This is a genomic window from Xanthomonas sp. GW, assembly GCF_014236815.1.
Lineage (GTDB): Bacteria > Pseudomonadota > Gammaproteobacteria > Xanthomonadales > Xanthomonadaceae > Xanthomonas_A.
Genome location: NZ_CP051189.1, coordinates 3,312,887 through 3,336,573, shown reverse-complemented (window position 1 = coordinate 3,336,573; position 23,687 = coordinate 3,312,887). Strand labels below are relative to the sequence as shown.

Here is a 23,687-nt window from a genome sequence, read left to right as displayed (position 1 = left end):
ACTGCGGCTGTTCCCCCTTTCTCCTACCGATCGAACAATCTCCCATGAGCAACGAATCCCGTCGTTTCAACGTCGCCGTCGTCGGCGCCACCGGCGCTGTCGGCGAAACCATGCTGAGCATCCTCGCCGAACGCGACTTCCCCATCGCCACGCTGTACCCGCTGGCCTCCGAGCGCTCGGCCGGCGGCCAGGTCGAGTTCAAGGGCCAGAAGGTCACCGTGCTCGACCTGGCGACCTTCGACCCGACCGGCGTGGACATCGCGCTGTTCTCCGCCGGCGGCGGCATCTCCAAGGAATACGCGCCGAAGTTCGCCGCGGCCGGCGCGGTGGTGATCGACAACTCCTCGGCCTTCCGTTACGACGACGACGTGCCGTTGGTGGTGTCGGAAGTGAACCCGGAGGCGCTGAAGCAGCGTCCGCGCGGCATCGTCGCCAACCCCAACTGCTCGACCATGCAGATGCTGGTGGCGCTGGCGCCGCTGCACCGCGAATACAACATCGAGCGCATCAACGTGGCCACCTACCAGTCGGTGTCTGGCGGCGGCCGTTCGGCGCTGGAAGAACTGGGCAAGCAGACCGGCCAGTTGCTCAACTTCCAGGCGATCGACCCGCAGCGCTTCCCGGTGCAGATCGCCTTCAACCTGATCCCGCACATCGACGATTTCCTCGAGAACGGCTTCACCAAGGAAGAGATGAAGCTGGTCTGGGAGACGCGCAAGATCCTTGGCGACGACAACATCCAGGTGAACCCGACCGCAGTGCGCGTGCCGGTGTTCTACGGCCACTCCGAAGCGGTGGCGATCGAGACCACGCGCAAGGTCAGCGCCGAGCAGGCGCGCGCGCTGCTGGCCGCGTCGCCGGGCGTGGAAGTGGTCGACGAGCGCAAGGCCGGCGGCTATCCGACCCCGGTCACCCACGCCTCCGGCAACGACGCGGTCTACGTCGGCCGCATCCGCGAAGACATCTCGCATCCGCGCGGCCTCAACCTGTGGATCGTCTCCGACAACATCCGCAAGGGCGCCGCACTCAACGCGGTGCAACTGGCCGAGCTGGTGGCGCAGGAAGGCTGAGCGACATCTCCCTTCTCCCCTCGGAAGAGGGGTTGGGGGTGAGGGTGCGGGGCGAAGCCCTCGCACTGTTTCGATCTCATGAGGCTTCGCACGCACCCTCATCCGCCCCTTCGGGGCACCTTCCCCCAAAAAGGGGGCCGTGGTCCCGCAGGGAGAAGGGAAGGGTGCCCGAGCGCGCAGCACAACAAGCGAAGCCAAGACTCCCCTCTCCCCTCGGGAGAGGGGTCGGGGGTGAGGGTACGGGGCGAAGCCCTCGCACTGTTTCGATCCTATGAGGCTTCGCCCTTACCCTCATCCGCCCCTACGGGGCACCTTCCCCCCAAAAGGGGGCCGTGGTCCCGGTGGGAGAAGGGGAGCAAGGCGACGCGTTGCTGCAAGGGTCCAGTCGCACAGCCGCGTAGACGAACGCCACAATCCAAAGGGCAACGGCTATATTGCACGCCATGACACCAAGGGCAGGGGCGTGATGCGCCTACAACCACGCTTCTTCCGACGCCGCCGCCATGGCGGCGCAGGCATTTCCATTGCACTCGGCACGAGCCGCGGCTGGCGCGTGGCGTGTGCGCTGCTGTTGCTGGCCTGCAGCCAGGCCGCGCTGGCGCTGGGACTGGGCGACATCCGCGTCCTGTCCAAACCCGGCCAGCCGTTCCTGGCCGAGATCCCGGTGATCTCCAACGAACCGGGCGAGCTGGAAAACGCACGCGTCGCGCTGGCCTCGCCGGCGACCTTCGCCCGGGTCGGGCTGGAGCGCCCGGACGGCCTGGTCGGCAGCCTGCAGTTCCGCTTCGCGCAGACCAACCAGGGTCGTGCGGTGATCCGCGTCAGCAGCCAGATGCCGGTGGAGGTGCCGTCGCTGAGCTTCCTGATCGAGGTCGATTGGGGCCAGGGCCGGTTGATCCGCGAATATTCGGCCTTGCTCGACGCGCCCAACACCGCCGCGGCGATCGACGCGCCGGCGATCGACGCCCCGGCCGCCGCCGCGCCGTCCGACCGCATCGTCCGCAGCGAGCCGTTGCCGGCGCCGGCAACGGCCCCGCCAGCGGTCGCCAACACCCCGCCGCCTGCGCTGTCGGCCGCTCCCGCCACGCCGGTCCGCAGCGCCCCGGCACCCGCGGCGGCCCCCGGCGATGCGCTGGCGCCGGTGCAGCGCGGGCAGACCCTGTCGCAGATCGCCGGGCAGCTGGCGCGCAGCGGCGGCCATTCGCTGGATCAGACCATGGTCGCGCTGCTGCGCGCCAACCCGGATGCGTTCATCCGCGGCAACGTTAACCTGCTCAAGCAGGGCGCGGTGTTGCGCACGCCGCGTCAGGAAGAGCTGGCCAGCATCGATGCCGCTGCGGCCACCGCCATCGTCCGCGAACAGGCCGCGCAATGGCGCCAGGCGCGTGCGCCGGTGCCGCAGCCGGCACAGGCGCAGCAGGCCGATGCGCCTGCGCCGGCCACCGCCAAACCCGCCGCCGCGACGGCCACGGCGGCGTCGGGCGCACGCCTGGAAATCGCGCCGGCGGTGCCGGCGCAGCGCGACAACGCAGGAACCAAGTCCGGCACCGGTGCCGGCGACGAGGGAGACATGGTGGCGACTCAACAATTGCAGCAGGCGCGCGAAGACCTCGCGGCACGCGATGCCGAGGTCCAGGAACTGCGCTCGCGGGTCGAACAGCTGGAAAAGCTCAAGGCCCAGCAGCAGCAACTGATCGCACTGAAGGACAGCGATCTGGCCGCGGCGCAGAAGCGCCTGGCGCAATCCGGGCAGACCCAGGCGCAGGCGCAACCCGCGCCGGCTACGGCCTCCAGCGGCTGGCCGCTGTGGCTGTGGGGCGGGCTGGCGCTGCTGGTGCTGGGCATCGGCGCGCTGCTGCTGTCGCGCCGGCGCAAGCCTTCGCCGTTGCCGCCGCTGCCGCGGCACGGCTACGACGCGGCGGAACTGGCCGCGGCGGTGCCGGTGGTGGCGCATCGCGAGGTGGACGCGCCGGACCTGCCGCCGCTGGACGAACACGAGCGCGAACTGGCCGAAGACGCGGCCGACGCAGATCGGGCGTACCAGGACCACGCATTCGAGCGCGAGCTTGCCGGCCATGCGCCGCGTCACGACGAAGCCGACGCCGACGCCGACGCTGCGCCTGCCGCGGAGCATCCGCACTTCGCACTACAGCCCGACGCCGACGTCGCGCCGGCGACGCAGTCGCCGCTCGACGCCGACGAACCATGGCGGCAGCCGCCGTCGGTGTCGGCGCCGACGCCGGTCGCGCCGGTGGTGGCGGAACGCCAGGAGCCGACCTGGCACCAGGGCGATCTGCCTGCCGCCGCCGAATCGAGCGTCGAACCGGAGCCCGCGTATCCGCCGATCGGCCGCGAGCGCCTGGAGCTGGCAGTGGCCTACATGGACCTGGGCGACAACGAAACCGCGCGCACTCTGCTGACCGAAGTGGCGGCCGGCGGCGATCCGGCGGCGCGGGCCGAAGCCCAGCAACTGCTGGCCCGCTTGAGCTGATGCGCGCAGGCGGCGTGCGGCGCAGTCGCCGCCGCCGCGCTGCCTCGACAGGGAATGCGACGATGCGCGAACACCTCCTCGACCTTGCGGTGATGCCGCCGACACGCCGCCAGGCGCTGTCCCGGCTGGCGCGCGAGGCAAGCATGGCGGCGCCGGGGACCTGCATCGCGGCTGCGCTGTTGCCGCGGCTGCGCCTGCCTGCGGCGAGTGCCGCTCGGCTGCGCACCAGCCCATATTCGCGCGCGTGCCGCAACGCAGCGCCGTGGCCGCTGCGGCCCGCATTACGCGTTGTGACGGAGTAGGGCGCGATGCGTTATGCGCTGGGCGTGGAATACGACGGAAGCGAGTTCCAGGGCTGGCAGCAGCTCGGCGAATCCGGTGGGCCGAGCGTGCAGGCGGCGCTGCAGGCGGCGCTGTCGTCGGTGGCCGATACGCCGGTGAGCGTGGTCTGCGCCGGGCGCACCGACGCCGGCGTGCACGGCGAATGCCAGGTCGTGCATTTCGATTGCGATGCGCCGCGCGCGCCGCGCGGCTGGATGCTCGGCGCCACCGCGCGCTTGCCGGCGTCGGTGTGCGTGCGCTGGTGCGTGCCGGCCGCGGACGATTTCCATGCGCGCTTCTCGGCGCGCGCGCGGCGCTACCGCTACCGCCTGCTCAACCGCCAGGTACGCCCGGCGCTGTACCGGCAGACCCTGAGCTGGGAGCGGCGGCCGCTGCAGGCCGAGGCGATGCATGCCGCCGCGCAGGCGTTGCTGGGCGAGCAGGATTTCAGCGCGTTCCGCAGCATCCAGTGCCAGGCGCTGCATGCACGGCGCGAGCTGCAGGCGATCGCGGTGACCCGGATCGGCGAGGTCGTCGAGGTCCAGGTCCAGGCCAATGCATTCCTTCATCACATGGTGCGCAATATCGTAGGCTCCTTAATCATGGTAGGAACGGGCGAGAAGCCGGTTTCCTGGATCGGCGAACTGCTTGCCGGGCGCGACCGCAGCGTCGCCGGCCCGACGGCGCCGCCGCAGGGACTGGTCTTCGTCGGTCCGCTCTACCCCGATATCTGGAAGCTACCGGCCGAGGTCACCCTATGAATCGAACCCTGTATCGCACCCGCATCAAGTTCTGCGGCATGACCCGTGCCGGCGACATCCGCCTGGCGGGCGAACTTGGGGTGGATTCGGTGGGATTCGTGTTCGCCCACGGCAGCCCGCGGCGGGTGGCGCCGGCCGAGGCCCGCGCGATGCGCCAGGCCGCCTCGCCGATGGTCGACGTGGTCGCTCTGTTCCGCGACAACCCCAAGGACGAGGTGCGCGAAGTGCTGCGCACGGTGCGGCCGACCCTGCTGCAGTTCCATGGCGACGAGGACGACGGCTTCTGCCGCGGATTCAACCTGCCGTACCTGAAAGCGGTACCGATGGGCGGCAGCGACATAAACGCACGCACCCTGCAGCTGCAGTACCCGAACGCGGCCGGCTTCCTGTTCGACAGCCACGCCCCGGGCGAGAGCGGCGGCTCCGGCAAGACCTTCGACTGGACGCGCCTGCCCACCGGCCTGCACCGGCCGTTCCTGCTGGCCGGCGGCATCACCTCCGACAACGTGTTCGACGCGATCATCGCCACCTTGCCGTGGGGCGTGGACGTGTCCAGCGGCATCGAGAGTCAGCCCGGCATCAAGGACGGGCACAAGATGCGCAAGTTCGTCGAGGAAGTGCGCCGCGCCGATTGCCACGAGTTGAACACCAACTGCTAGAGCGGACTGCGCCGCCACGCTAGGTCGTCAAGGCCGCGTACGCAGCAGTATGGCTGCGCAATCGGCCGCTCCGCGCGCCGCCAGATCCAGACGCGCCACCGCCATGGCTCTCACGCGCCGCGCTGGGTGCGGTCACGCCTTTATCGTATGATCCGGACCAGGGGTCGGTCGGCGATGCCGCGCCGCGCGTGATGCGCGCTGCCGGCCGATGAGGATGAAGCGACAGCGCACGCGCCTGATGGCGATGTGCGCTGCCCGCACAGGGATGGATGAGGGAATGGCCGAGTTCTTGAGCGTCGCACTGGGGTTTCCCACGCTGCCGTACAGTATTTTGCTGGGATTCTCGGCGATCTATTGGCTGCTGGCCGCGACCGGCATTGCCGATCACCACCTCGCCGACGGGCATCTGCATCTGCATGTGGATGGCGCGCACGGCGCCGAGCATGGCCTGCATGGCATTTCCGGCATCTTCGCGCGGCTCGGCCTGGGCGGTGCGCCGCTGATGCTGGTGGTGGCGTTGCTGTCGTTCTGGGCCTGGACCGGCACCTATTTCGCGCATCTGTTCCTGCTGCAGGGGGTGCCGGACGGGGTGCGCTGGGGCCTGGGCAGCGCGGTCGCGCTGCTGGCGCTGGTGCCGGCGGTGCCGCTGACCTCGTGGATGCTGCGGCCGCTGCGGCGCCTGCTGCTGAAGCTGCGTCCGGTCGCGCAGCAGTCGCTGCTCGGCAAGGTCGGGGTGATCGCCTCGCCGCGCGTCGATACAGTTAGCGGCTACGCCAATGTCGACGACGGCGGCGCCGGACTGGTGCTGCAGGTGCGCGCGCCGGCCGGCAGCCAATACCTGCGCGGCGAGCGCGTCGTGCTGGTCGACTACGTGCATGCGCACAATCATTACCTGGTGGCCCGCGAGCAGGATCAGCCGGGTTCGCCGTTACCCCACAGCCTGATTGCGGGCGATAAGGAGATCCACCGATGAGTTTTGCGACGATGGCGCCGTTTCTGATCGGCGTCGGCATCCTGCTGGTGCTGCTGCTGGGATTGGCCGGCCTGTTCAAGGCGTTCTACCGCAAGGTCGACCAAGGCGTGGCGTTGATCGTCAACGACATGAGTTCGACGCCGAAGGTGCATTTCACCGGCGCGCTGATCGTGCCGGTGCTGTACCGCGCCGAGCTGATGCGGATCAGTCTGATCACCCTGCAGGTCGATCGCCGCGGCAAGGAAGGCCTGATCTGCCGCGACAACATGCGTGCCGACATCGCGGTCGCGTTCTACCTGCGGGTCAACGAGACCCAGGCCGACGTGCTGCGCGTGGCCAAGGCGATCGGCGCCGACCGCGCCTCGGACAAGCATGCGGTCGACGAACTGTTCAACGCCAAGTTCTCCGAGGCGCTGAAGACGGTCGGCAAGAAGTTCCAGTTCACCGAACTGTTCGAGAAGCGCCAGGAATTCCGCGACGAGATCATCGCGGTGATCGGGAACGACCTCAACGGTTACGTGCTCGAGGACGTGGCGATCGACTATCTGGAGCAGACTCCGAAGTCGCTGCTGGATCCGCACAACATCCTCGACGCCGAGGGCATCCGCAAGATCACCGAGCTGACCGCCACCCAGAACGTGGTGACCAACGAGCTGGAGCAGAACGAGAAGCTGGCGATCACCAAGAAGAACGTGGAAGCGCGCGAGGCACTGCTGGCGCTGGAGCGGCAGCAGGCCGAGGCCGAGGCGCGGCAGAAGCGCGAGGTCGACACGATCCGCGCGCGCGAACAGGCCGAGACGCTGAAGGTGCAGGAAGAGCAGCGCCAGCTGTCGGAGAATGCGCGCATCGAGGCGCAGCAGTTGATCGACATCCGCGAGCAGAACCGCATGCGCGAGGTCGAGGTCGCCGAACAGAACCGCCAGCGCGCGGTCGCCATCGAGGTCGAGCGGGTCACGCGCGCGCGCCAACTGGAGCAGGTCACCACCGATCGCGAAGTGCAGCTGCAGGGCGTTGAGCGAGACAAGGTGGTCGAGAACGGCAAGATGGACGTGGCCAACATCACCCGCGAGCGCATCGCCATCGACAAGACCGTGGCCCAGGAAGAGGAGCGGATCAAGGAAGTGCGCGAAGTGGCCGAGGCCGACCGGCACAAGCAGGTGACGATCCTGGAAGCCGAGGCCAAGGCGCAGGAGCAGCTGGTGCGCCAGGTCAAGGAAGCGCAGGCAAGCGAGACCGCGGCCAAGCATCGCGCGGTCGAACTGACCACCCTGGCGCAGGCCGAGCACGAGGCCGCGGGCAAGCAGGCCGAAGCCAAGAAGCTGCTGGCCGACGGCATGCGCGCCGAAAAGGCCGCGCCCGGCCTGGCCGACGCGCAGGTCAAGGAAGCCTCGGCGCTGGCGATCGAGAAGGTGGGCATCGCCGAGGCGCGGGTGATCGAGGCCAAGGCCGACGCCAGCTTCAAGCAGGGCAGCAACGATGCGCGCGTGCTGGCCGAGACGCTGCAGGCCAAGGCGCAGGGCGAGGAACAGATGGGCAAGGCCAAGGCCAGCGCGGCCGAGTCGATCGGCCTGGCCGAGGCGAACGTGGTCGAGAAGCGCCTGTTCGCCGAGGCCGAGGGCCTGACCCGCAAGTTCGAGGCGATCGGCGCGCTCAGCGACACCGCGCGCGGCCACGAGGAGTTCCGGATGATGCTCGACACCAGCCTCAAGCAGGCGCTGGCCTCGATCGAGGCCGGCAAGGAAGTGTCCAAGGAAAACGCCGAGGTCATCGCCAGCGCGCTGCGCAATGCCGATATCGACCTGGTCGGCGGCGACGGCGGCATGTTCGAGAACCTGATCAAGGCGGTCTCGCTCGGCAAATCGATCGAGGGTCTGGCCGACAAGAGCCCGATCGTGCAGGACCTGATGCAGCGCTACCTGGGCGTGGAGCGGCACAAGCCGGTGGCGGCGGATGGCGCCGTCGCGCTGCCCGTCGCGCAGCCGTGATCCTGGACCAGGGCTGATCCGCGCGCGCTGCGCGATCCAACGGCGGCCACGTGCCGCCGGACCCCGCTGAGAACACGGCGCGCGGCGATGCGCGCCGGCCGCATGCAAGCCGGCAGGAGCCGTTGACGATGGCAGCAACCCAATCCCCGACCGATCCGCAGCCCGAGGGCACCAATCCGTCCCAGGTCGACCAGGCCGTCGCCCAGGGCGGCGCCTACGACGTGCTGCGCCGGCGCCTGGTCGAGCAGGGCGCGCGCCTGCACGAAGCGGTCGAGGCGCTCAACGCGCAGCGCCTGCAGGAATTCGGCGACAGCCGGCTCGAGGTGGTCGGGCGCTTCCGCATCCGCACCGAGAACAACTGCGTCGGCCGCGACATCGTGCAGGTCGGCCAGGACATGCTGCTGTTCGGCTACAACGTGTTCCTCGGGCTCAAGAACCAGACCCGCATCGAGGACGTGTTCGGCCTGTACCGGCTGGTCGAAGGCGCCGACGGCTACGACGTCAGTCCGATCGACGTGGCCGGCAGTTTCCTCGGCCAGCCCGGCTTCGTGCACGACTTCGGCGAGCTGTACGCCTACTACAAGCATGCGCGGCTGCTGCAACTGATCGTCATCGGCGGCAAGCTGCTGGCGTCGTTCCAGATCGGCGAGCGCAGCGCCGACGTGCGCGTGTTCCGCTGGGCGATCGACAGCGCCGGCGAACTGACCTACATCGACGCGCGCGGCGAACGCGACATCGCGCTGCCGCCGCCGTTCGATTTCGAGTGGACCCGCGCCACCCGCGAGATGGCGGTGAACGGCCGCCATTCGCACCTGAACATCCTCGACACCCTGTTCGTGGAAACCATCGGCGGCGACCTGACCATCAAGGTCGAGGACAACACCGAGACCGGGCAGGGCATCTACAGCGAGCCGGTCGAGGACAAGACCCAGTCGCTGGACGACGCGCAGTTCGATTTCGCGCGGGTCGGCACCCTGGTCCTGCTCAAGGTGCTGCCGTACCGCGAGACGCAATGGCGTGGGCTGATCTACAACACGCTCAGCGGCCGCATCGTGCGCAACGACGCCATCGTGCAGGCCTGCGTGCAGCTGCCCGAGGACCACGGCATCATCTTCCCCGGCGGCTATTACCTGCAGAACGGCGATCACAAGGCGTTCGACGCGGCGATGGACGGCATGCAGTTCAAGCGCGCGATCCGCTCGCCCAACGGCGAGGACGTGCTGTACATCTTCTACGAGCGCGAAGGCGGCAAGTCGGCGCTGTTCGTCTACAACACCATCCGCCGCGCGCTGCAGAACCCGGTGTTCGGCCATGGCTATGCGCTGTTGCAGGACGGGCGCATGGTGCTGTTCCATGCCGAAGGTACCGAGCCGACCCGGATCCATCCGATGCAGGTCTGGCAGACCCCGTTCAGCAGCGACGAATTCGCCGCCAGGCGCGCGCCGGGCAACAGCTTCCTCGGCCGCATCGGCAACGCCGAACTGGTGCGCGGCATCTCCAACCTGTTCGGGCTGGCACGCGCGATCGAGCACGACGAGGTCTCGGTGCAGCGCTACGAGCTGCTGGTCGAGGACGCGCGGCGCCTGTTCGACGCCCACCACTGGCTGGACGACGAACACTGCGGCGGTCTCGGCGGCGTGCTGCGCGGCATCAGCGCCGCCGGCGAAGCGGTGCTAGACGAATACGAGAAGGTGCTGTCGATCCGCCAGCAGTCCGAGCAGGCGATGGTCGACGCCGTCGCCGCGCACAAGGCGCTGCTGGCGCGGCTGCAGCCGGAGAACTGGACCAGCATCCAGGAGTTCGTCGAGCCGCTCAATGCCATCGCCGCCCAGCGCGGGCAGCTGCTGACGATCCGCGAATACCGTTACATCGATACCGCAGCGATCGATGCGATGGGCGCGGCGCTGCAGCGGGCGCACGAGACGGTCGGCGCGGCCACCGGCCGCTTCCTCGGCAGCGAGACCGCACTGGCGCCGTTGAACGCACGCCTGGCCGAACTGGACGCGGCGGCGCAAGCGGCGGTCACCGCGCGCGCGCTGTCCGAACAGTTGCAGGCGATGCAGGCGCTGTCCAACGACCTGGACCTGCTCTCCGAGCTGATGGCCGGGCTCAAGGTCGACGATGCCACCGAGCGTACCCGCGTGGTCGAAACCCTGTCCGAAGTCTATGCGCGGCTCAACCAGGCGCGCGCGCGCGCCGAGCAGCGACGCAAGACCCTGGGCTCGGCCGAGAGCGTGGCCCAGTTCGCGGCGCAGTTCGCGCTGTTCGGCCAGGCCATCACCAGCGCGCTGTCCTTGTCCACCGATCCCGAGCGCGCCGACGAGCAGCTGTCGCGGTTGCTGCTGCAGCTGGAGGAACTGGAGAGCCAGTTCGGCGAGCACGAGCAGTTCCTCGGCGACATCCTCAGCAAGCGCGAAGAACTGATCGAGGCCTTCGACAGCCACAAGCAGGCCTTGCTCGACGAGCGCCAGCGCAAGGCGCGCTCGCTGCTCGACGCCGCCACGCGCATTCTCGACGGCCTGCCCAGGCGCACCGAACGCTTCGCCACGGCCGACGAACTCAATGCCTTCTTCGCCGGCGATCCGCTGATCCTCAAGCTGCGCGAACTGGCCGAACGCCTGCGCGGCTACCGCGACAGCGTCAAGGCCGACGATGTCGAGGCGCGCCTGAAGGGCGTGCGCGACCAGGCGGTACGCGCCTTACGCGACCGCAGCGAGCTGTTCGAGTCCGGCGGCAACGTGGTCCGGCTCGGCCCGCGGCACCGCTTCAGCGTCAACACCCAGGCGCTGGATCTGACCCTGCTGCCGCGCGAGGACGGGCTGGCCCTGCACCTCACCGGCACCGACTATCTGGAGCCGCTGCACGACGCCGCGCTGGAGGCGACGCGCGCCTACTGGCAGGTGACGCTGGATTCGGAATCGCCGGACCTGTACCGCGGCGAATACCTGGCCGGCAGCCTGCTCGAATCCGCGCTGGCCGGCCGCGACGGACTCGACCTGCCGGGCCTGCAGCAGCAGGCGGCCACGCCCGACGCGCTGGCCCGCAGCGTGCGCGATTTCGCCGCGCCGCGTTATCGCGAAGGCTACGAGCGCGGCATCCACGACCACGACGCCACGCGCATCCTGCAGGCCTTGCTGCCGCTGCATCAGGCAGCCGGCACCCTGGTGCATGCGCCGGCCGCGCGCGCGCTGGCGATGGCGTTCTGGGCCGAGCGCCAGCGCGACGCCGCGGTCGCGGCGTGGGTCGCGCGGCAAGCCGGCGCCGATGCGATCTTCCGCCTGTTCGGCGCAGGCGAGGGCCGCCAGGCGCTGCAGGCCGAGATGCAGCAGGCGCTGCAGCGCTTCCTCGACGACAGCCTGCTGCCGTTCGATGCCGGCCACGCCGCGGCGGCCGCCGCCTACCTGGCTGCCGAGCTGGCGCTGGGCGAGCCGACCTTCCCGCTCAGCCGCCACGCGCGCGAACTGCTCGACGCCTTGCATGCGCGCTTGGGCGAGGCCGGCCTGCGCGAAGACTTCGACCGCTCGCTGGAGCGCGTGCGCGGCCAGCTCGCCGCCGGCTGGGCCCTGGCCAGCCACTGGCTGCACGGCCTGTGCCAGGATCCGCGCTTCCTCGCCTATGCCGGCTACGTGCCGGAAGCGGTGGCGATCGTGCTGCTGGCCTCGCGGCTGCGCAGCCAGCACAGCGAGGTGCTGCTGATGACCACGGTGGAGGGCTTGCTCGGCGAGCATCCGCGCATCGAGGGCGGCCGCCTGACCATCGCCATCGACGATTTCCTGGCGCGCCTGCACCGCCACGAACAAACCTTTGTGCCGGGCTTTCGCCACTACCAGGCTTTGCGCCAGCAGGTCATCGTGCGCGAACGCGAGCAGCTGCGGCTCTCCGAGTTCAAGGCGCGGCCGCTGTCCTCGTTCGTGCGCAACAAGCTGATCAACGAGGTCTATCTGGGCGTGATCGGCGACAACCTGGCCAAGCAGATGGGCACCGTCGGCGAGAACAAGCGCAGCGACCTGATGGGCCTGTTGCTGATGATCTCGCCGCCGGGCTACGGCAAGACCACGCTGATGGAATACGTGGCCAGCCGCCTCGGCCTGGTCTTCATGAAGATCAACGGCCCGGCGCTGGGGCACGCGGTACGCTCGCTGGATCCGGAGCAGGCGCCGGACGCCACCTCGCGGCAGGAACTGCTCAAGCTCAACCTGGCGCTGGAGATGGGCAACAACACCATGCTGTATGTCGACGACATCCAGCACACCCATCCGGAGTTCCTGCAGAAGTTCATCTCGCTGTGCGACGGCACCCGCCGCATCGAGGGCGTATGGAAGGGGCGCACCCGCACCTACGACATGCGTGGCAAGAAGTTCTGCGTGGTGATGGCCGGCAATCCGTACACCGAGTCCGGCGAGGTGTTCAAGATTCCGGACATGCTCGCCAACCGCGCCGACGTCTACAACCTCGGCGACGTGCTCGGCGGCATGGAGGACGCGTTCGTGCTCAGCTACATCGAGAACAGCCTGACCTCCAATCCGGTGCTGGCGCCGCTGGCCACCCGCGAGCTGGCCGATCTGTACCTGCTGGTCGAGCGCGCGCGCGGCAAGGAGATTTCCACCAACGCGCTGAGCCACGCTTACAGCGGCGCGGAGATCAACGAGATCGTCGCCACCCTGCAGCGCATGCTGCGCGTGCGCGACGTGGTCTATCGGGTCAACCAGCAGTACATCGCCAGCGCCGCGCAGGACGATCGCTACCGCAGCGAGCCGCCGTTCCGGCTGCAGGGCAGCTACCGCAACATGAACAAGCTGGCGGAGAAGATCTCGCCGGTGATGAACGAGGCCGAGCTGCAGCAGCTGATCTCCGACCACTACCTGGGCGAGGCGCAATTGCTGACCAGCGGCGCCGAGGAAAACCTGCTCAAGCTGGCCGAACTGCGCGGCGCGATGGGCGCCGAAGACCTGGCGCGTTGGGAGCAGATCAAGCGCGATTTCCTGCGCAACAAGGCGATGGGCGCGGACGAGGCCGATGTCGGCGGACGCATGGTGGCGCAGTTGGCCGACATCGCCAGCGGCCTGCAGGTGCTGCGCGACGAACCCGCATCGGCGCAACAGCGCTGGGAGCAGATGCTGGCGCTGCTGCAGCAGGTGCTGGCCGAGCGCGAGCGTGCGCTACCGGCCCCTGCCGTTTCCGAATCCGCTTCGGCGCCGCCGCCTGCTTCGCCGCCGATGCCTGAATTGCAGCCGTTGCTGGACGCGCTGGCGCGCTCGCACGAAGGCCACGCCCAGGCCGGGCAGGCGCTCGCGGGCCTGGCCGAGGCAGTCCGCGCCTATCTGCGCGAGCCGGCGCCGCCGGCCGCGGTCGCGCCGCGCGAGCGCCGCCCGCGCACGCTGGCCGAACGCCAACTCGACGAAGCGCTGGCGCGGCATTTCTACGGCGAGGCCGGGGCCGCGCGCGGCGACGATCCGGAGCCCAGCCCGGCGTGAGTGCGGACATCGCCCCGGCGCTGCCGCAGCCGCCTGCCGCGCCGCTGCAGATGGGCGACGCCCAGGCCGCGGCAAGCTACGCGGCGCTGTTGCTGGACGCCGTCGGCCAGGCGCTGGCGCAGCGCGACGCGACAGCCGATGGCGGTGCCGCGCTGGTCCGCGAGCTGGAGCACATCCAGCAGGCGCTGCAAGCGCGCGATCCGCAGCGCATCCGTCGCGCCAGCGGCGTGCTTGGGCGGCTGCTCGGGCGCGACCTGGAAGCGCAGGCCGAGGCCGAGACCCTGAGTTCGCAGATGGGCGTGGTGCTGCTGCGCGCCGATCAGCAGGCGGCCGGATTGCAGCAGCGTCTCGATGGCCATGGCGCGCTGGCTGCTGCGGCGGATGCCGGCGTCGCCGCGCTCGAACGCTGGATCGCCGCCGTGCCGGTGCCGGCCGACGGCACGCAGCTGGCCGAGGCCTGGAGCCGGCGCCTGGATCACCTGCAGCGCGTCGCTGTCGCCTGGCGGCTGGAGGCCGCGCAGTGGCGCCTGCTGCAACAGCAGGGCAACGAGTTGCTGCAGCGCTATCGGCATATCCGCGAGGTGCTGCTGCCGGCGTGGCGGCAGGCCGAGTCGGCGCTGCAGGCGGCGCATGGCGCAGCCCACACCACCCGCGCCGCGCAGGCGCAGCAGCGCATCCTGGCCGAACTCCAGGCGATGCGGGCTAGACTGCGCTGAGCCTGCGCCCGAGCCGCCGCGTCCCGCTATCGAAGGAGAGAAGCACGATGACCCAGGAAAATCCGCTGCTGCCGCAGGTTGCGCCGGCCACACCCGATGCGGCCGAGCTCAAGGCCGTGGGCCTGGTGGCCGACGATCGCGAGCAGATCGCCGCGCTTGCGCAAGGGCTGCGCGAGCTGACTCCGGGCAGCCTGCACCTGTTCGGCAGCGAGGTCGCCGCGCATACCGCGGCCTTTTCCAGCCAGTTGCTGGAGCAGGTACGCAACCGCGATCTCGAAGCCACCGGCGACAAGCTCGGCGAAGTGGTGCGGATCGCGCGCGCGCTGAAGCTGGACCAGCTCGGCGAACGCTCGCGGGTGCCGCTGATCGGCGGCCTGATCGACCGGCTGCGCGCCTCCAAGGGCGAGTTGGTGCAGAAATTCAGCGACACCAACCGCCAGATCGAACAATTGCTGCGCGATGTCGGTGCGCAGCAGACGAGCCTGAGCCAGCGCGTGGGCGAGTTCGATCGCATGCACCAGATGGTGCAGGCCGAACGCCGCGAGCTGGGCCTGCACGTCGCTGCCGGCAAGCTGCGGCTGGCCGAACTGCAGCATCAACATCTGGCGCTGGCGGGGCAGGACGATCCGCAGGCGCGCGGCCAGCGCGCCGAGATCGACACCGCCATCCGCCTGCTCGACAAGCGCGTCGGCGACCTGCAGGTGATGCAGCATGCCGCCGACCAGGCGCTGCCGATGATCCGCCTGATCCAGGCCAACGCGCTGCAGTTGATCGAGAAGTTCAACACCGTGCGCGACATCACCATCCCGTCGTGGAAGCGCCAGTTCGCGATCCAGCTGTCGCTGAGCGAGCAGCAGAATGCCGCGGCGCTGTCCAACGCCATCGACGACGCCACCAACGACATCATGCGCCGCAACGCCGAGCTGATGCGGCAGACCTCGGTGGACACCGCGCGCGCCAACCAGCGCGCGGTGATCGACATGGATACGCTGCGCCATGTGCACGAGCAGTTGATCGCCACGGTGGAAGAGGTGCGCGAGATCCACCGCGACGGCATGCAGCAGCGGCGCGCGGCCGAGGTCGAACTTGCGCGATTGCGCGACGAACTGCAGCAGCGCCTGGCCGCGCCGACCCCGGCCGGCTGAGGCGGTCGCGCCGACCACGCGCAGCGGCCGACAGGCTGAAGCCACTGTAGGAGCGGCTTCAGCCGCGACAGACATCCAACAACGCCTCACACCCGAGGGCCGCCTTCTCGATGCCATTGCCGTAGCGCTGGTTCCCGGCAAACAAGCGAAAGACGCTCAATCGCCGCCCTGCCGCAACTCGCTCGCCAGCCACCGCGCCAGCGCTTCCACTCGCGGATCTTGCTGCTCCCGGCGCGCGCACAGCGCCCATTGCCCGCCGGTCTCGGCGAAGCCCCACGGCGCCAGCAGGCGGCCGTTAGCCAGGTCGTCGGCGACCAGCGGCTGCGGCGCGATCGCCACGCCGATGCCGGCCAGCGCCGCTTCGAGCAGGTAGTACAGGTGTTCGAAGCCGGTGCCGTAGCGCAGCGCGGCAGGGTTCACGCCGTGCGCCTGCGCCCAGGACGGCCACGCCTGCGGGCGCGAGGCGGTGTGCAGCAACGGTTGCTGCAGCAGTGCCGAGGGCGGCCCTGCCGCCAGCGCCTGTGCCTGCGGCAGGGCCGGGCTGAGCACCGGGCCGATCCGCTCCGGCGCCAGCACGTGGACCTGCCAACCGTCCGGCCACGGCGCCTGGCCGAGCAGCAGCGCGGCGTCCAAGCCGTCCAGCTCGGCGCCGAATTCGCCTTCGTGCGCGGACAGGTGCAGGGTCAGCGCGGGCAGGTCGCGCTGCAGCGCCTGCAGTCGCGGAATCATCCAGCGCGCCAGGATGCTACCCGGGCAACCCAGCACCAGCGCGCTGGGCCGCGCTGGGCGGCGCAGTTCCGCCACCGCGTCCTGCAACTGGGCGAAGGCGCCGCCGGCCGCGTCGCGCAGCCGCTCGCCGGCCGCGGTCGGGCGGATGCCGCGGCCCTCGCGCTGCAGCAGCGCCAGCCCCAGTTCCTCTTCCAGCAGCCGGATCTGGCGGCTGACCGCGCCATGGGTGACGTGCAGCTCGGCCGCCGCGCCGCCGACGCTGCGCAGCCGCGCGGCGGCCTCGAACGCGCGCAGCGCGTTCAGCGAGGGCAGGCGGCGCAGACCGGACATGTGAGATTTCCTGACGGATATGCGCAGACTTTATCGGTTTTTACGCGGCGACGCGTGCGCTAAAGTGCAGGCCTGTCCCACTTGCCGTGATCGCCATGTCCTCCGCCCCCATCAGCGACTTCCACGCCTATCCAGACGCCAATGGCCACTTCGGCCGCTACGGCGGCCGCTTCGTCGCCGAGACCCTGATCGGGCCGCTGCAGGAGCTGGCCGCGGCCTACGACCAGGCGCGCCAGGATCCGGCCTTCATCGCCGAGTACGACAAGGACCTCAAGCACTACGTCGGCCGGCCCAGCCCGATCTACCACGCCGAGCGGCTCAGCCGCGAAGTCGGCGGCGCGCAGATCCTGCTCAAGCGCGAGGACCTGAACCACACCGGCGCGCACAAGATCAACAACACCATCGGCCAGGCGCTGCTGGCCAGCCGCATGGGCAAGACCCGCATCATCGCCGAGACCGGCGCCGGCCAGCACGGCGTGGCCAGCGCCACCGTGGCCGCGCGGCTGGGTCTGGAATGCGTGGTGTACATGGGCGCCACCGATATCGAGCGGCAGAAGATCAACGTCTACCGGATGCAGCTGCTCGGCGCGCAGGTGGTGCCGGTGACCTCCGGCTCGGCCACGCTCAAGGACGCGCTGAACGAGGCGATGCGCGACTGGGTGACCAACGTGCAGGACACCTTCTACATCATCGGCACCGTTGCCGGCCCAGATCCGTATCCGCGCATGGTGCGCGACTTCAACGCCATCGTCGGCCGCGAGGCGCGCGCGCAGATGCTCGAGGACTACGGCCGCCTGCCGGACGCGATCAGCGCCTGCGTCGGCGGCGGCAGCAACGCCATCGGCCTGTTCCACGCCTTCCTCAACGATCCGGGGGTGAAGATCTACGGCGCCGAAGCCGCCGGCGACGGCATCGCCAGCGGCCGCCACGCCGCCTCGATCGCCGCCGGCCGCCCCGGCGTGCTGCACGGCAACCGCACCTACGTGATCTGCGACGACGACGGCCAGATCATCGAGACCCATTCGGTGTCCGCCGGCCTGGACTACCCGGGCGTCGGCCCCGAGCACGCGTTCCTGTCCGACAGCGGCCGCGCGGTCTACCAGGGCATCACCGACGACGAAGCGCTGGCCGCGTTCCACCTGCTGGCGCATACGGAGGGCATCCTCGCCGCGCTGGAATCCAGCCACGCGGTGGCGCAATCGATCAAGCTGGCGCGCGAGTTGCCCAAGGATGCGCTGGTGCTGTGCAACCTGTCCGGCCGCGGCGACAAGGACGTGCACACCATCGCCGCGCGCGAAGGCATGGTGCTGTGAGTGGGCGCGGCGGCGGCAACGATCTTTATCAGACTTGGCGCGACCCGCAACACGGGTTCGCGGTTCGCTACGAAACCGGAGAAGGCACCGTGAGATCGATGTACTGGGGAAGCTGGAACGCCGTGCAACTGGTGGAGGGCTGCGTATGAGCTGCGCCGCGAACCGCATCGCCGCACGCTTCGACGCGCTGCGCCAGGCCGGGCGCAAGGCGCTGATTCCGTTCGTCACCGCCGGCGATCCGTCGCTGGAGGCGACGGTACCGGCGATGCATGCTCTGGTCGAGGCCGGCGCCGACGTGATCGAACTCGGCGTGCCGTTCTCCGACCCGATGGCCGACGGTCCCACCATCCAGCGCAGCTCCGAACGCGCGCTGGCGCGCGGCGCCGGCCTGGCCTACGTGCTGGAGACGGTCAGCGCGTTCCGCCGCGACGATGCGGCCACGCCAGTGGTGCTGATGGGCTACCTCAACCCAGTCGAGATCCACGGCGCCGCGCGCTTCGCCGAGGAAGCGGTGGCGGCCGGCGTGGATGGCGTACTGCTGGTCGACCTGCCGCCGGAAGAGTCGGCCGAAACCCTGGCGATCTTCGCCGCCGCCGGCCTGGACCTGATCGTGCTGGCTTCCCCGACCACCAGCGACGCGCGCATCGGCCTGTTGTGCGATACGGCGCGCGGCTACCTGTACTACGTCAGCTTCGCTGGCGTCACCGGTGCCGACCACCTCGACACCCGCGCCGCCGGCGACCGCCTGCGTCAGTTGCGCGCGCGTTCGGCGGTGCCGGTGGTGGCCGGGTTCGGGATCAAGGACGCCGCCAGCGCCAAGGCCATGGCGGTGGACGCCGACGGCGTGGTGGTCGGCAGCGCGCTGGTCGCGGCTCTGGCCGAGGCGACCACCACGGAGGCGGTGCGCGAACGCGCGCTGGCCTTCCTGGCGCCGCTGCGGCAGGCGCTGGACCAGGGGTGAGGGGCTGGATCCGCCGGCGGTTGGTGCTGCCCGGCGGCAAGATCGGCAGGCGTTTGCGGTAGCGGCTCGGTTGCGGGTTTTCTAGGCCCGAGGGGTAGGCTGCGCGGCTTCGCCCATACCTTCGCCGCTGCGCCCGCTCCGCGCCCCGGCCCGCACCAATGGCGGGGCGCTTCACGGCACGCACGCCGTGCTCTCTCGCCCGCCAGGAGCGGGGAGGTAAGCCCCCGCTTGCTATGCGACCCGATTGCGCGCCGGTAACGGGGTAGGGATGTTGCGGCGCATCAACCGGCGTGGCGCTGCGGCCCGCATGACGTCGTTGCGGCGCGATATCTAGCACCGCGCTAGACTGTCGCCCCTTGGCGGCCTGGTGGGCCGCGCGACTGGATCGTCATTCCGCATGAGTTGGCTCAGCAAATTGATGCCCTCCGGCATCCGCACCGATAGCACGCCCAGCAAGAAGCGCAGCGTCCCCGAAGGCCTGTGGGAGAAATGCCCCAACTGCAGCGCTGTGCTGTACCGGCCGGAGCTGGAGGAGAACCTGGAGGTGTGCCCGAAGTGCGGCCACCACATGGCGATCCGCGCGCGCGCGCGCCTGGCCTCGCTGTTCGATCCGGACACCACGCCGACCGAGATCGGCGCGCGCCTGGGCCCGACCGACGCGCTGAAATTCAAGGATCAGAAGAAGTACAGCGAACGCATCAAGATCTCGCAGAAGAGCACCGGCGAGTACGACGCGCTGATCGCGATGCAGGGCCTGCTCAAGGCGCAGCCGCTGGTTGCGGCCTCGTTCGATTTCGCCTTCATGGGCGGCTCGATGGGCTCGGTGGTCGGCGAGCGTTTCGCGTTGGCCGCGGAGACCGCGCTGCAGATCGGCGCGCCGTTCGTGTGCTTCTCCGCCAGCGGCGGCGCGCGCATGCAGGAAGGCCTGTTGTCGCTGATGCAGATGGCCAAGACCTCGGCCGCGCTCGGCCGCCTGCGCGAAGCCGGCCTGCCGTACGTGTCGGTGCTGACCCATCCGACCACCGGCGGCGTTTCGGCCAGCTTCGCCATGCTCGGCGACATCAACATCGCCGAGCCGTACGCGCTGATCGGCTTCGCCGGCCCGCGGGTGATCGAGCAGACCGTGCGCGAGACCCTGCCGGAAGGCTTCCAGCGCTCGGAGTTCCTGCTCGAGCATGGCGCGATCGACCAGATCTGCGACCGCCGCGAATTGCGCGACCGCCTGTCCGAACTGCTGGCGATGATGATGCGCCAGCCGGCTCCGGCCAAGACCGAGGTGGTGGCATGAAGGCCGGGATTCGGGATTCGGGATTCGGGATTCGTGGTCCCGCGCGGCCGATGGATTGCGCATCTAGCGCGCGTTTCGTTGGGCCGACGCAATTTCCAGGCTTTGCCCGATTCCCGATTCCCGATTCCCGATTCCCAGCCGCATGAGCACCCGCAAGTACTTCGGCACCGACGGCATCCGCGGCCGGGTCGGGCAGGGCGCCATTTCCGCCGATTTCGTGATGCGCCTGGGTAATGCGTTGGGCCGCGTGCTCGGCGCCGGCGCCGCCGGCACTGCGCGGCCGACGGTGGTGATCGGCAAGGACACGCGCATCTCCGGCTACATGTTCGAATCGGCATTGGAGGCCGGGCTGGTCGCCGCCGGTGTCGACGTGCAGCTGCTCGGGCCGATGCCGACCCCGGCGGTGGCGTTCCTGACCCGCACGCTCGGCGCCGACGCCGGCATCGTGATCAGCGCCTCGCACAATCCGCACTACGACAACGGCATCAAGTTCTTTTCCGCCGAGGGCGAGAAGCTCGACGACGCCACCGAGAGCGCGATCGAAGCCGCGCTCGACGCGCCGTTCGCCACGGTGGAATCCGAGCGTCTGGGTAAGGCGATGCGCGCGCGCGACGCGATCGGCCGCTACATCGAGTTCTGCAAGGCCAGCGTGCCGCGCGGTTTCGACCTGCGCGGGCTGAAGGTGGTGCTGGACTGCGCGCACGGCGCGACCTACCACATCGCGCCGCTGCTGTTCCGCGAGCTGGGCGCCGAGGTGATCGCGATCGGTGCCGCGCCGGACGGGCTCAACATCAATGCCGGGGTCGGCTCGATGCACATCGACAACCTCGCCAGCAACGTGCGCCAGCATGGCGCACAGCTGGGCATCGCCTTCGACGGCGACGGCGACCGCGTGCTGATGGCCGACGACCAGGGCAACCCGGTCGACGGCGACGACCTGCTGTACGTGCTGGCCTGCGGCTGGCAGGCCAGCGGCCGCCTGCGCGGGCCGGTGGTCGGCACGCTGATGACCAACTACGGGCTGGAACAGGCGCTGGCCGCGCTGCAGCTGCCGTTCCTGCGGGTCAAGGTCGGCGACCGCTACGTGCACCAGGCGCTGGTCGAGCACGGCGGCGTGCTCGGCGGCGAGACTTCCGGGCACATGCTGTGCCTTGACCGCGCCACCACTGGCGATGCCATCGTCAGCGCGTTGCAGGTGCTTGAGGTGCTCAAGCGCTCGCGGCAGAGCCTGCGCCAGGCGCTGCAGGGTCTGCGCAAGGTGCCGCAGCAGACCGTCAACGTGCGCCTGCAGCAAGGCGCGCGCCCGGCCGAGGCGGCCAGCGTGCAGGCCGCGCTGGCCGCGGCGCAGGCGGCGGTGCAGGGGCGCGGGCGCGCCTTCCTGCGTCCGTCCGGCACCGAGCCGGTGGTGCGGGTCACGGTCGAGGCCGACGACGCCGCGCTGATGCGCGACACCCTGGAAAAGCTCGCCGAGGCGGTCCGTGACGCGGCGTGAGTCGATCGCCATCGGCATCGTGGTGGTCATCGCCAAGGCGGCCACCTTTTACCTGCTGTACCGCCTGCTGATCTGATCGCGGCGTCTTTCCCTTTCACGACTACGGTTACCGCCATGACTGCGCGCATCCCGACCCTGGACATCACCCGCTTCGACACTGACCGCGACGCCTTCGTCGCCGAGCTGGGCGCGGCCTACCGCGAGTGGGGCTTCGCCGGCATTCGCAACCATGGCATCGCGCAGGCGCAGATCGATGCGGCCTATGGCGTGTTCAAGGCGTTCTTCGCCTTGCCGGAGGAGGTCAAGCGCAAGTACCACGTGCCCGGCAGTGGCGGCGCGCGCGGCTACACCGCGTTCGGCGTGGAAACCGCCAAGGACTCCAAGCACTTCGACCTGAAGGAGTTCTGGCACATCGGCCGCGAGATTGGCGAGGATTCAAAATATCGCGACGTGATGCTGCCGAACCTGTGGCCGAGCGAAGTGCCGGGCTTCCGCGAGCACGGCTACGGCCTGTACCAGGCGCTGGACCAGCTCGGCGCGCGCGTGCTGGCGGCGCTGGCGTTGCATATCGGCCTGCCCGAGCACTACTTCGCCGACAAGACCGATTCGGGCAACGCGATCCTGCGCCCGATCCACTACCCGCCGATCACGGCCGACGATATCCCCAATGTGCGCGCCGGCGCGCACGAGGACATCAACCTGATCACCCTGCTGGTCGGCGCCAGCGCCGCCGGCCTGGAAGTGAAGTCCAAGCAGGGCGAGTGGGTGCCGTTCACCTCCGACGCCGACACCATCGTGGTCAACATTGGCGACATGCTGCAGCGCCTGACCAACCACGTGTATCCCTCGACCACCCACCGCGTGGTCAACCCGCCGGGCGAACAGGCGCGGCAACCGCGCTACTCGGTGCCGTTCTTCCTGCACCCGAACCCGGATTTCGTCATCGACGTGCTGCCGTCCTGCGTCAGCGCCGACAACCCCAGCCGCTACCCCGAGCCGATCACCGCGCAGGGGTATCTGGAAGAGCGGTTGCGCGAGATCAAGCTGAAATAGTCGGGATTGGGGATTCGGGATTGGGGATTCGCAAAAGCGGGGCGTGCGCTGCGGATACAAACGCCGGCTAGGGAATCCGCTCTTGCGAATCCCTAATCCCGAATCCCAAATCCCGGCTCACAACGGCCTGATTCGCTGCGAGCCGCGTCGTATCACTCTCAGCAGCAGCGCGTTCGGCAGCAATGCGACCAGGCCCAGCAGGGCGCGGTAGAACGCGCCCGGCACCACCCGCACGCGGCCGTGTTCGGCGCCGTCGATGCCGGCGCGTGCGACCGCGGCGGTCTGCAGCCAGGCCCAGCGCGGCAGTTTGTTCATCTGTTCGCGGGTGCCGGTCACGTCGTGGAATTCGGACCAGGTGAAGCCCGGGCACAGTGCGCAGACGTTGACGCCGCGGTCGGCGTTTTCCAGCGCCAGCGATTCGCTGAAGCGCAGCATGAAGCTCTTGGCCGCCGCGTACAGGGTCTGCCCGTCGGCGCCGGGCACCAGTGCGGCGAACGAGGCGACGTTGAGGATGCGGCCCTGGCCGCTGGCGCGCAGTGCCGGCAGCAGGCGCCAGGTCAGTTCGCAGACCGCGCCGACCATCACCTGCAGGAACGCGGCGTGGGTGGCCCAGTCGCTGTCGGGAAAGCGGCCCGGCACGCCGTAGCCGGCGTTGTTGACCAGGATCCGCACCGCCAGGCCGCGCCGTTCCAGTTCGGCCACCAGCGCGGCCGGTGCCGCCGGGTCGGCCAGGTCGGCGACCACGATCTGCACCGGCACCTGCGCGCGCAGTTCCTCGGCCAGCGCCTGCAGCAGCGCCTCGCGCCGCGCGCTGAGGATCAGCGGCACGCCGCGGCGCGCGTATTCGCGGGCGATCTCGCGGCCGATGCCGCTGGAGGCGCCGGTGATCAGGGCATGGCCGGAAGGCTGGGGCATGGCGGTCTCGC

The 23,687-nt window shown here is 69.7% G+C and carries 17 protein-coding genes; 15 read left to right on the top strand and 2 right to left on the bottom strand.

Annotated elements, in window-relative coordinates:
* Positions 1-44: 44 nt before the first annotated feature.
* The 10 genes from HEP73_RS14285 to HEP73_RS14240 all read left to right on the top strand — a co-directional run bounded on the left by HEP73_RS14285 (position 45) and on the right by HEP73_RS14240 (position 15,595).
* Entirely contained in the window at positions 45-1,070 is a 1,026-nt protein-coding gene (locus tag HEP73_RS14285; protein WP_185820477.1) for an aspartate-semialdehyde dehydrogenase, read from the top strand.
* Between the two features lie 466 nt (positions 1,071-1,536).
* The gene (locus tag HEP73_RS14280) at positions 1,537-3,561 is read left to right on the top strand and encodes a type IV pilus assembly protein FimV (protein ID WP_185820476.1); all 2,025 of its coding nucleotides are present in this window, start codon (positions 1,537-1,539) and stop codon (positions 3,559-3,561) included.
* A 62-nt stretch (positions 3,562-3,623) separates the two neighbouring features.
* Positions 3,624-3,863, top strand: a complete 240-nt coding sequence (locus HEP73_RS14275; RefSeq protein WP_185820475.1) for a hypothetical protein — start codon at positions 3,624-3,626, stop codon at positions 3,861-3,863.
* A gap of 6 nt (positions 3,864-3,869) precedes the next feature.
* A complete protein-coding gene (gene truA, locus HEP73_RS14270) occupies positions 3,870-4,643 on the top strand; it encodes a tRNA pseudouridine(38-40) synthase TruA (protein WP_185813294.1) in 774 nt (257 codons plus the stop codon).
* On the top strand, positions 4,640-5,302 hold the full coding sequence (locus HEP73_RS14265; protein ID WP_179563833.1) for a phosphoribosylanthranilate isomerase: 663 nt from the start codon (positions 4,640-4,642) through the stop codon (positions 5,300-5,302). The genes truA and HEP73_RS14265 overlap by 4 nt, the downstream gene beginning before the upstream one ends.
* 277 nt (positions 5,303-5,579) lie before the next feature.
* Positions 5,580-6,275: a hypothetical protein gene (locus tag HEP73_RS14260; protein WP_185820474.1), complete on the top strand. Its 696-nt coding sequence runs from the start codon at positions 5,580-5,582 to the stop codon at positions 6,273-6,275.
* Positions 6,272-8,260 (top strand): flotillin family protein, encoded by a 1,989-nt coding sequence (locus tag HEP73_RS14255; RefSeq protein WP_185820473.1) that lies wholly within the window; start codon positions 6,272-6,274, stop codon positions 8,258-8,260. The genes HEP73_RS14260 and HEP73_RS14255 overlap by 4 nt, the downstream gene beginning before the upstream one ends.
* A 128-nt stretch (positions 8,261-8,388) precedes the next feature.
* On the top strand, positions 8,389-13,734 hold the full coding sequence (locus HEP73_RS14250; protein WP_185820472.1) for a DNA repair ATPase: 5,346 nt from the start codon (positions 8,389-8,391) through the stop codon (positions 13,732-13,734).
* Positions 13,731-14,450 carry a hypothetical protein gene (locus tag HEP73_RS14245; RefSeq protein WP_185820471.1) on the top strand — a complete coding sequence of 240 codons (720 nt, stop codon included), beginning with the start codon at positions 13,731-13,733 and terminating at the stop codon, positions 14,448-14,450. Before HEP73_RS14250 ends, HEP73_RS14245 begins: the two co-directional genes overlap by 4 nt.
* Before the next feature lie 47 nt (positions 14,451-14,497).
* The gene (locus tag HEP73_RS14240; protein ID WP_185820470.1) at positions 14,498-15,595 is read left to right on the top strand and encodes a toxic anion resistance protein; all 1,098 of its coding nucleotides are present in this window, start codon (positions 14,498-14,500) and stop codon (positions 15,593-15,595) included.
* A 156-nt stretch (positions 15,596-15,751) separates the two neighbouring features.
* Here the strand turns inward: HEP73_RS14240 and HEP73_RS14235 are convergent, their stop codons facing one another.
* On the bottom strand, positions 15,752-16,654 hold the full coding sequence (locus tag HEP73_RS14235) for a LysR family transcriptional regulator (RefSeq protein ID WP_185820469.1): 903 nt from the start codon (positions 16,652-16,654) through the stop codon (positions 15,752-15,754).
* A 95-nt stretch (positions 16,655-16,749) separates the two neighbouring features.
* Here HEP73_RS14235 and trpB point away from each other — a divergent pair, with 95 nt between their 5' ends.
* The 5 genes from trpB to HEP73_RS14210 all read left to right on the top strand — a co-directional run bounded on the left by trpB (position 16,750) and on the right by HEP73_RS14210 (position 22,761).
* Positions 16,750-17,967, top strand: coding sequence for a tryptophan synthase subunit beta (gene trpB, locus HEP73_RS14230; protein ID WP_185820468.1), 1,218 nt, complete (start codon positions 16,750-16,752; stop codon positions 17,965-17,967).
* Positions 17,968-18,112: 145 nt separating this feature from the next.
* On the top strand, positions 18,113-18,928 hold the full coding sequence (gene trpA / locus HEP73_RS14225; RefSeq protein WP_185820467.1) for a tryptophan synthase subunit alpha: 816 nt from the start codon (positions 18,113-18,115) through the stop codon (positions 18,926-18,928).
* A 397-nt stretch (positions 18,929-19,325) separates the two neighbouring features.
* Positions 19,326-20,216 carry an acetyl-CoA carboxylase, carboxyltransferase subunit beta gene (gene accD / locus HEP73_RS14220; RefSeq protein ID WP_009590585.1) on the top strand — a complete coding sequence of 297 codons (891 nt, stop codon included), beginning with the start codon at positions 19,326-19,328 and terminating at the stop codon, positions 20,214-20,216.
* Between the two features lie 142 nt (positions 20,217-20,358).
* Positions 20,359-21,708, top strand: a complete 1,350-nt coding sequence (gene glmM, locus HEP73_RS14215) for a phosphoglucosamine mutase (RefSeq protein WP_185813286.1) — start codon at positions 20,359-20,361, stop codon at positions 21,706-21,708.
* Between the two features lie 114 nt (positions 21,709-21,822).
* Positions 21,823-22,761, top strand: a complete 939-nt coding sequence (locus HEP73_RS14210; RefSeq protein WP_185820466.1) for an isopenicillin N synthase family dioxygenase — start codon at positions 21,823-21,825, stop codon at positions 22,759-22,761.
* Positions 22,762-22,878: 117 nt separating this feature from the next.
* On the opposite strand, the gene HEP73_RS14205 is transcribed toward HEP73_RS14210, so the two are convergent.
* Complete coding sequence (locus HEP73_RS14205; RefSeq protein WP_185820465.1) at positions 22,879-23,676, bottom strand: SDR family NAD(P)-dependent oxidoreductase; 798 nt, start codon at positions 23,674-23,676, stop codon at positions 22,879-22,881.
* Between the last annotated feature and the right edge of the window lie 11 nt (positions 23,677-23,687).

Excerpts from the sequence above, each read along its gene's own strand:
- HEP73_RS14265 (WP_179563833.1), top strand. The coding sequence starts at position 4,640 with ATGAATCGAACCCTGTATCGCACCCGCATCAAGTTCTGCGGCATGACC.
- HEP73_RS14235 (WP_185820469.1), bottom strand. The coding sequence starts at position 16,654 with ATGTCCGGTCTGCGCCGCCTGCCCTCGCTGAACGCGCTGCGCGCGTTC.
- HEP73_RS14280 (WP_185820476.1), top strand. The coding sequence starts at position 1,537 with ATGCGCCTACAACCACGCTTCTTCCGACGCCGCCGCCATGGCGGCGCA.
- accD (WP_009590585.1), top strand. The coding sequence starts at position 19,326 with ATGAGTTGGCTCAGCAAATTGATGCCCTCCGGCATCCGCACCGATAGC.
- truA (WP_185813294.1), top strand. The coding sequence starts at position 3,870 with ATGCGTTATGCGCTGGGCGTGGAATACGACGGAAGCGAGTTCCAGGGC.
- HEP73_RS14255 (WP_185820473.1), top strand. The coding sequence starts at position 6,272 with ATGAGTTTTGCGACGATGGCGCCGTTTCTGATCGGCGTCGGCATCCTG.
- HEP73_RS14285 (WP_185820477.1), top strand. The coding sequence starts at position 45 with ATGAGCAACGAATCCCGTCGTTTCAACGTCGCCGTCGTCGGCGCCACC.
- HEP73_RS14275 (WP_185820475.1), top strand. The coding sequence starts at position 3,624 with ATGCGCGAACACCTCCTCGACCTTGCGGTGATGCCGCCGACACGCCGC.
- glmM (WP_185813286.1), top strand. The coding sequence starts at position 20,359 with ATGAGCACCCGCAAGTACTTCGGCACCGACGGCATCCGCGGCCGGGTC.
- HEP73_RS14205 (WP_185820465.1), bottom strand. The coding sequence starts at position 23,676 with ATGCCCCAGCCTTCCGGCCATGCCCTGATCACCGGCGCCTCCAGCGGC.
- trpA (WP_185820467.1), top strand. The coding sequence starts at position 18,113 with ATGAGCTGCGCCGCGAACCGCATCGCCGCACGCTTCGACGCGCTGCGC.
- HEP73_RS14210 (WP_185820466.1), top strand. The coding sequence starts at position 21,823 with ATGACTGCGCGCATCCCGACCCTGGACATCACCCGCTTCGACACTGAC.
- HEP73_RS14250 (WP_185820472.1), top strand. The coding sequence starts at position 8,389 with ATGGCAGCAACCCAATCCCCGACCGATCCGCAGCCCGAGGGCACCAAT.
- trpB (WP_185820468.1), top strand. The coding sequence starts at position 16,750 with ATGTCCTCCGCCCCCATCAGCGACTTCCACGCCTATCCAGACGCCAAT.
- HEP73_RS14240 (WP_185820470.1), top strand. The coding sequence starts at position 14,498 with ATGACCCAGGAAAATCCGCTGCTGCCGCAGGTTGCGCCGGCCACACCC.
- HEP73_RS14260 (WP_185820474.1), top strand. The coding sequence starts at position 5,580 with ATGGCCGAGTTCTTGAGCGTCGCACTGGGGTTTCCCACGCTGCCGTAC.